The 8,574-nt window shown below is 36.4% G+C and carries 7 protein-coding genes; 1 reads left to right on the top strand and 6 read right to left on the bottom strand.

All coding sequences use genetic code 11. The features are described 5' to 3' along the window. The 6 genes from WBM60_RS12930 to WBM60_RS12905 all read right to left on the bottom strand — a co-directional run. On the bottom strand, positions 1-744 hold a 744-nt coding region (locus WBM60_RS12930), incomplete at its 3' end, for a carboxypeptidase-like regulatory domain-containing protein (RefSeq protein WP_424283166.1). Then, entirely contained in the window at positions 741-1,511 is a 771-nt protein-coding gene (locus WBM60_RS12925) for a hypothetical protein (protein ID WP_424276453.1), read from the bottom strand. The genes WBM60_RS12930 and WBM60_RS12925, both read right to left, overlap by 4 nt. An 80-nt stretch (positions 1,512-1,591) precedes the next feature. After that, entirely contained in the window at positions 1,592-3,994 is a 2,403-nt protein-coding gene (locus WBM60_RS12920) for a penicillin acylase family protein (RefSeq protein ID WP_424283165.1), read from the bottom strand. Positions 3,995-4,147: 153 nt separating this feature from the next. Beyond that, positions 4,148-6,148 (bottom strand): protein-disulfide reductase DsbD family protein, encoded by a 2,001-nt coding sequence (locus tag WBM60_RS12915; RefSeq protein WP_424276451.1) that lies wholly within the window; start codon positions 6,146-6,148, stop codon positions 4,148-4,150. Then, complete coding sequence (gene tilS / locus WBM60_RS12910; protein ID WP_424263022.1) at positions 6,145-7,452, bottom strand: tRNA lysidine(34) synthetase TilS; 1,308 nt, start codon at positions 7,450-7,452, stop codon at positions 6,145-6,147. The genes WBM60_RS12915 and tilS overlap by 4 nt, the downstream gene beginning before the upstream one ends. Positions 7,453-7,568: 116 nt before the next feature. After that, positions 7,569-8,102, bottom strand: coding sequence for an NADPH-dependent FMN reductase (locus tag WBM60_RS12905; protein ID WP_424263020.1), 534 nt, complete (start codon positions 8,100-8,102; stop codon positions 7,569-7,571). Between the two features lie 124 nt (positions 8,103-8,226). On the opposite strand from WBM60_RS12905, the gene WBM60_RS12900 reads away from it, so the two are divergent. Then, a partial coding sequence (locus tag WBM60_RS12900) for a heparan-alpha-glucosaminide N-acetyltransferase domain-containing protein (protein ID WP_424283164.1) occupies positions 8,227-8,574 on the top strand: 348 nt, incomplete at its 3' end.

Raw genomic sequence — 8,574 nt, 5'->3', positions numbered from 1 at the left:
CAGTACTACTTCATCAAGCCGCTCTACATCTTCCTCCAATTCAAAATTAAGCTGTCCGTCATTATACAAAATTACCTGCATCAAAATACTTTCAATTCCTAAAGATCTTGTTTCTAATATAGTGTTTCCTGAAGGCAGCACAATGCTGTAGTACCCTTCTTCATTGGTTACTGCACCCGTATTTTTTCCTTTTACAATGATAGATAGGTTAGATAGTGGTTCCCCACTTTTGCGGTCTGTAACCGTTCCTTCCAGGCGATAGTTTTTGCGTGCACTATTTTTGTCTTCTTTACCAATTCTATAGACATTTATTTTTCTTTGGTCGGCTTTGTTTGTTCTACCAAAAAAAGTCGGTACAGCAGTGGTCAATGCTTCGGTGCTCACTGAATCACGCAATGTATCTTTTGGTTTACCAAAAAAGCCTTCAGGAAGTTTATCATAAACTATGCTGTTTTTAGTAAGTATTACTGTAGATTGATCTAAAATGTAAAAGTTGATAAGGGTATTTTCAAAAATATCCTCCAAAATATTTTCTATTGAAACAATGTCGTAACTACCTTTTATCAAAGTACTGTCTAACCAACTCTCAGCATAATAAAAACGATACGCCGTATTCTTTTCAATTTCTGATAGCGCTTCCTCAATAGATAGATTATCGAAAATTATTGAAATCTTGCTATCATTCTTTTGAGCAGAGATTTGGACAAAGCTAAGCACGAGAAGTAACCTTATAAGAAATTTCATTGCGCCAAAATAGATTCTCTGCTTAAGTACAGTTGGTGAATTCGTCTTATTAAAACCATAAAAGCTGCATCCTGACCAGATTTATCCAGGGGTTTTTTATAGTATTTATTGATCTCTTTTTTATATTCTGGAAAGATGCTTATAATATCTTTAACCTTTCTAATTTCATAGTAGATGTTATTAAACTGAAGACAATACCATTCATTTCCCTTATAAAACTGACTGTATAAACGACTGTCCTTGGATATTTTACCTTTTTTAGAGACATGTTTTTTATATAGTTTGAAGCCATCCAGTACTAAGAGCTCTTCAAAAAAACCATCCGGACTTGAATTTCTATCCGTATTTTTGATTTTGATAAAACTGTGATTATTTATCCAAAATTTATCCAACTTATTCCTTATGGTCTTTATAACCCCTTTTCCAAACCCATATTCCACATTCAACAGCACTTCATCTTCATAGATATCATATTTTATAGGTACATCATAAAAAAGTTGCTTATTATATAGTAAGGTCCCCTTTACAAAATCAGCAGAATCAAAAAATGGATGATTATCATCCACCACGAGGTATTTTGGTATGTATTCTACCCCATTATACAAATCTGTATTTTCTATCCCAAATACATTATCGAACCAAGAATAAAAAGAAGATATTTCATTTGATGACTGACCTTGTAAAAAGGCACATACCAGTAAACAAATCCATGAAAACAGAGTGGAAATAAACCTGTGATTTAAACCTAAACAATTGGATATTATCACAATAAGACTATGGCTTTATAAATTTTAATATAATTGTTTATGGCTACTAAGAACGAAATAAAGATATAATAAATCAGGAACTAATTATTGAGTTGCGGACGAATTATCAATAAGGATTTTGAAGTAGTCTTAATTTCCTCCTTATTCATCATCATTTTCCTGAATTCACCATTGATAAACATTTGTGCCTGATCTTTATAATGGGGGCTAAATGGGTTCCCGGACTGGCCGGTAGGTAAAATACTCATGCTATTCTCAATATCCGAAAAGTCAACAATACGTCTTGTAGATGGTCCTGAACTTACTTTATTCTGGCCATCTGCAGTATATGGAAAGAACATATTGTTTATAACCTCTCTGGTTCCATGTACAGGAAATGGGCCCACATTAAAAAAAGAACGGAACATTTCAACCTGACCTATTGGATGGCCATGTTCCAGGGTATGTACTTTGTCCCAGGTCCATTGTGAACTTCGCTCACCATACTCCTCTTTTAACGATTTCAAGGCCATTACAAACGAGGTTAGAACGATATCTTTTTTGCTTTCTTTTGTCTCTTCCGTTCGGGTATTATCCCACCAAACTGATATTTTTTTCTGGGCCATTGGAGCTATCAGCCGTTTATGAAAATGGGTAGTTAAAAATTGTTGAAAAAGGTCAGGACCTAATTCATCTTCAAATGTATTTTTAAGGAAAAAGTAAATCCATCTGTGAAATATAGTAGCTTCCACACTATTTAAGGGAGAATCACCATCCCAGGAGCTTAGTTTATCCAGAAGGTTAATATCCTCTTCGCTTAAGTTCTTAACATTGACAAGTTTGGCAAGGTTAGTTATAATTTCGGGATTTACAGAGGAGATGCCATCTGTGATCATTTCCATCATTGAATTTTTGTCCCAATCATCCTTCTCCTCTAATAATTGCACTATGCGCTTTGCCCTGTTCTCAGGTAAATAGTACCCGGGGTATTGCATCCCGGCAATGGAATCTGGCTGGTTATTTGCGGAGTACACATAGTTCCAGGGTGGATTAACGGCGGATGGATTCTCACTAAAATCCAGAAAACGTAACGGTTCATAAGCGCCGGAACTACCATCCATAATTAACTTGGTCTGAGCACTATCTGGCATCTGGTATAATTTTGCCGCAGCCCACCAGGCCACATTACCTTGTTTGTCTCCATACATAATGTTCAAGCCGGGAGCATGTATGTCTGGCAAAGTTTTTTGAAATTCCGCGATATTCTTAGCATGGCTTATGCCATATAATGCATCCAGTACTCTGTTTTCCAATTTAGTGTAGATCCATGATATACTAATAGGTTTATCACCGGAAATTTTATTGGATATGCTGTCCATTACGGATCCGTGATACGTTTTCTTATAACTAAAGGTAACATCAGCGCTGTCTTTTATTTTAATGAGGTTAGAAACAATTTCATAATTCTCCCAACCCTCTTTGGTTTTGTATTTTTTAGGGTCAGTAGGATGTGTTTCCTCATAATAAAAATCAACGTCATCATTTTCAAACATAGTAACCCCGTATGCCAGATTTCTATCATGTCCGAGAACCGGAAAGGGTATCCCCGCCATGTGATAACCATATTTCTCATAGCCCGGGGTGCTTACATGAGCCTCATACCAAACGGACGGCTGAGCAAATCCAATGTGTGGATCATTCGCCAGGATTACTTTCCCTGATTTGGTCTTAACCGGTGCTATTACCCAACTGTTGCTACCTTCAAGTTGTGGAATAGGTAAGTTTTCCAAAGCCTTTGATAATATAGCTATTATACGCAACTCTGATGAATCTGTAACTCTAGCTTTATAGTTCTTTATCCATTCCGTATTTATATCCACATCAATTTCCAAATCTTTAAGATATTCAGGGCCTAATTTATTTTTGATCTCCGTTAGTAATGGATCTGTTTTTTGGGCCATTGCAAAACTAAATGCCATGTAACCAATAGAATTGTAAACATCTCTGAGACCAAAGGGCTGCTTTTCAATACCTGTCAGATAAAACTCTACCGGAGTAGGCCCATTTTTTATAAATTGGTTTATCCCATCCAAATACGCCTCAGTAAGCTGTATTGTCCTATCCGCAGGTTTCCGTTGTTCGATAGTTCTGGCAGATGCCTCATCAATACCCAGGGAAAGAAAAAATTTATCCGTTGATAGTAATTTAGAACCAAAAACCTCTGATAACCCACCGCTGGCCACCCTTCTCAACAATTCCATTTGCCAAAGTCTGTCCTGGGCATGCACGTAACCAAGAGTTCTGATTGCATCCTCTTCGTTTTCAGCATAAATGTGGGGAATACCATAGGTATCATAATAGACAGATACCTCATCAGACAGATTTAATAATTGTTTTTCACCTTCATAATCAGGTTTCAGGGTTTGTATGAAGATGAACGCGGCAAGAAATATAATTCCTAGTAATGCCAGTAAAATAAGGAGGATTTTTTTAATTTTCTTCAAGAGTAAGGCTTTGATGTTAAAGATAAAAAAATAGGGAACTACTTAAATTATTCTGGTCTTTTTTTTGATCCGTTTGTTATAAATGGGATTACAAATTTTAAAATCCCAATTGGATATAGCGTTAAATATTCAGTAGCGGAGCGTATAATAGTTCTATGGCAATGCGCTTGTCAATTCACCTTTAGTCAGCTCTTCGAAGTTTTTAAGCCCAAGTTGTAACCAATTTCTATAGGTTTCACTATCCGCATTTTGAATTGAAGAATTTAAGACCTCCAGATCAGGTGATAACAACACATAATAAGGCTGTGATGCTGCCCCGAAGTTCAATGTTTGAAATGTACCCCATTTCTCTCCAATAGATTCAATATTTTTCACCCTTCCTGATTCAAATTTATAATCAAATCTTTCATTTTCGGGGAGTAATTTCCTGTCGTCTATATATAGGGAGATCAGTACATAATCCTCATTAAGTATCTCGTAAATATCAGGTTCACTCCAGACGTTTTCTTCCATTTTTCGACAATTAACGCAGGCCCATCCGGTAAAATCAAGTAAGATAGGTTTATTTTCTTTTTTGGCATATGCCAACCCTTCTTCAAAATCTTTAAAGCAATTCAGTCCAAGTGGGCAATTATTTTCTTTTTCCACAACGGAATAAAAATCCGGAGGTGGAAACCCACTTAATAATTTAAGGCTGGTAATATTAAAAACACCTAAAACCAAATAAATGGTAAAAGCAGCAGTTAAAATGCCAACTCCTATCCTGGTTTTAGATAACTTTTGTTTTGGCCCTTCATGTGGAAATCTGATAACTCCAAATAAGTATAACACCAAAAGAACAAAAAGAAGAATCCAGATCCCCAGGAAAATTTCTCTTTTAAATAAACCCCAATTGCCAACAAGGTCTGCATTAGACAAAAACTTAAAAGCCAGTGCCAATTCCAGAAACCCAAGAAATACCTTAACGGTATTCATCCAGCCCCCGGACTTAGGCAAGGTGTTTAGCCATGCAGGAAACATAGCAAATAAGGCAAAGGGCAATGCAAGGGCAACTCCAAATCCCAACATCCCAGCGGACAAATTGTATGCGACATCACCTTCAGCCAAAGTAGTGCTTCCTAAAAGTCCTCCCAGAATTGGCCCGGTACAGGAAAAAGATACTATGGCTAATGTTAATGCCATAAAAAATATTCCTAACCCTCCTCCTACCTTAGAAGATGCGCTATCCATTTTAGTGGACCATGAGCTGGGTAATGTTAATTCATAATAACCGAAAAAAGAGAATGCAAAAAACACAAAAACAACAAAAAAGGCTATGTTGAGCCAAATATTGGTGGCTATTGTATTAAGAATCTGCGGATCTACTGAATCAAATAAATGAAAGGGCAAGCTAAGCAAGAAATAGATTAAGATGATGTAAAAACCGTATAAAGAGGCCTGAAAAATACCGGCAGATTTCTTCTTCGAATGTTTAGTGAAATAAGAAACTGTAAGTGGAATCATTGGAAATACACAGGGAGTCAACAATGCAATCAGGCCTCCTAAAAATCCAAGACCAAATATCATCCACAGACCAGAACCCTTGTTAAGGCTGGCACTATTATTTCCTTTAAGCCTTTCTTTATTTTTTAAGTTGAGTTTTAAAGCAGAACTAAGGGCCAGGTCTTTGTCATCAAGTATTGCTTCTTCAATAACTATGTTTCCTCCGCTCAGGGATATCCTAAAAGTATGCTCTTTTGGAATACATACTTCCTTACATACCTGATAGAAAAGCTCCACATCTATTTGGGATACCGCCGTATTGAGTAACTTTATTCTTTGTGTAAAGACTGCATCATTTAGAAAGAATGTCTCGTCTACCTCAAAAATATCACTGTATTCTGTAGTTGTTTCACTCTCCCTGGTCGTGCCTACCAATTCATAATCTTCACCGCTCTTCAGAAAAGTGAATTCACTGGGTAAAGAACCATTTTCATCTGTAAACTGAGAAAAAATATGCCAGCCGTCAGCGATTTTTCCTTTAAAGATTAATTCATAATCATTTTCCGCTAGTTTATTAACTTCATGCGACCAAACTACAGGATCTTCTTCGTTCTGACCAAAGCCTGCAACAGCAAAGGTTATAAAAACAATAAATAATAAAATTATTCTCATTCCGTAATGGTAAATCTTAAAATATTTTTTGTTTTGGGTGTTACTTTAAACCGATCATCCCCTCTTCTGCCTATAATCCATACTATCGCATCACCTGAGCACAAAAGCCATTGTTTTTCTTTGGAGATCAGATCCAATTTTTCGTCTTTATAAAACTTTGAGACCTTTTTTGTACCGTTCATCCCGAAGGGGTAAAAGTAATCTCCTTTTTCCCATTTTCTGATGCTAAGCTTATGGTTTAACGTTTCTTTATCAACATATAGTATCCTTTTAGACTGCTCACCCATTGCTTTGACCTCATCAATTTTCATATTTATGGGTTTGGTAATAGTCCCTGAAGCCGCATCGATCTTATATTTTTCAACTGTTGAAGGGTGCAGCGGCTGTAATAACAGATACTGCCTGTCTTTTAGCAGTCTGTGTGTTTGAGAATAAATTTCCTTTCCGCTTGTAGCTGTCAGAAGCCCTGCTACATCATTCCATTCTTTAAAACCATATTGATGAAATAACTCATACATATAGACCTTTATAGGGTCTAATTTTAAAAGAGCATTTATAGGGATTCTTATTAAATCATCCTCTTGCTGAAAAAGCTCCTGTTTAATTCCCGCAAGGTAATTCTCCAGAAGAGCCGCACTTCCTTCCAGGTTTGCTCTTGTGGCTTCATAATTCCCAAGAAAGCCGGGGTGCAATTCCCTTAATCTGGGAATAACATCTTCTCTGATTTTATTCCTGAGGTATTTTTTATCAAGGTTACTGTGGTCTTCACGCCAACTTATATTCTTAATTTCTGCAAATTGCATGATTTGCGCCCTGGAAAAAATCAAGAGTGGCCGGCTTATATTGGAAGTTTTGGCAGGAATACCGGTAAGCCCTTTAATGCCCGTACCCCTGGACAAATTAATAATAAAAGTCTCTAAATTATCATCTGCATGATGTGCCGTCACCAGGGTTTTTATCTTATTCTTTTTCATTAATTCTTCAAACCAGCGGTACCTCAATTCCCGTGCTGCCATTTGAAGTGAAACTTTATTTATATTTATATAACTATCTGTATCAAAATCTTTTATGTATATTTTTTTTCCAATTTTTCTAGCTAAATCTTCTACAAAAAAAGCATCCATGTCGCTTTCATAGCCGCGCAATTGAAAATTACAGTGAACAATGGAGAAGTCCATTTTATTTAGGGAACAAAGATGGGTTAATACCACACTGTCGACACCTCCGCTGCAAGCAACTAGAAAGTGGTTTTCAAGGAGTTCCGGAAACTTTAATGCAATATGTTCTTTAAACTGGTTTATCACCTTACAAAATTAATCAAAGTTGCAAGGGCAACCAATCTTTTCACAAGATCTATGAAAGATCATTTTCAAAAGCAGGGATATAGTTAATTTGAAAAGATAAGTTATCTGTAAAGCCTTTAGATTTTGGATAAAAATTCTGCAAGGGCCATTTTATGCTTTTCTGCAAGTGCACTATTGGTGATGCCCTTCTCCGGGTCAAAATTTTCGTAAAAAGAGGGTAAAGAAAAGGTAGTGCTGATAGTTGCACCAAATCTTGGTAATAATTTTTCAATAGTTTCCAAAGATCCAATTGCGCCACGCTTACCAGGGGAGGTTGACATAAGCAGCACTTCGGTATCTTCCAAAAATTTTTTTTCCAGGCGAGACAACCAATCCAAAACATTTTTAAAATATGCAGAAGGGTTACTGTTGTGTTCATTTACAGCAATAATTACCCCATTGGCTTTCATAATATAGTTGCGTAATTCTACCAGTGAATTAGAAAAACCCATTTCCCGCTCATTATCTTCGCTATACAAAGGGAATGGATAATTAGCCATATTTAAAAGTTGTACCTCTCTATTGCTAATTAAACCCGTGGTATATTGTACCAATTTGAAGTTAATTGAGGTTGAGGAGTTGCTTCCGGCCAAAGCTAATATTGCTGACATAAGTGCATTTTTAAAGTTTACGAAAATACCTCAAATAAGCCTGAATTGCGAGTAAATTAGCTAATTTTGCATTTTTAAACATCCAAACGCGCTGTTAAACAAGTATATAGGGTAGTTGTTAGGTATGAGAAGTAAAACTGCAAGACTGTTTTTTATAGATGCCATGAGAGCCTGGGCAATCCTTATGATGCTACAAGGGCATTTTGTGGATGGACTGCTGGAAAATTCATTCAGGGATCCCGACAGTATAATATTTAGCATTTGGAGCTATTTCAGAGGTATCACCGCTCCTGTTTTTTTTACTGTTTCGGGCTTTATTTTTACCTATCTGTTAATTCGTGTGCCTGAGAAAGGACTTAATAACCCAAGAATAAAAAAGGGAATTAAACGTGGTATTCAACTATTGTTTATTGGGTATCTTCTCCGTTTGAATATTTTAGGATTATTCAAGGGCGAATTGTATGCTTCCTTC

This window comes from Eudoraea sp. (genome assembly GCF_049669105.1).
GTDB lineage: Bacteria > Bacteroidota > Bacteroidia > Flavobacteriales > Flavobacteriaceae > Eudoraea.
Note: the sequence above shows the minus strand (reverse complement) of the source record. Positions and strands in the feature narration are given on the sequence as shown.

Coding starts and splice junctions, on each gene's coding strand:
- WBM60_RS12915 (WP_424276451.1), bottom strand. CDS start 6,148: ATGAGAATAATTTTATTATTTATTGTTTTTATAACCTTTGCTGTTGCA.
- WBM60_RS12905 (WP_424263020.1), bottom strand. CDS start 8,102: ATGTCAGCAATATTAGCTTTGGCCGGAAGCAACTCCTCAACCTCAATT.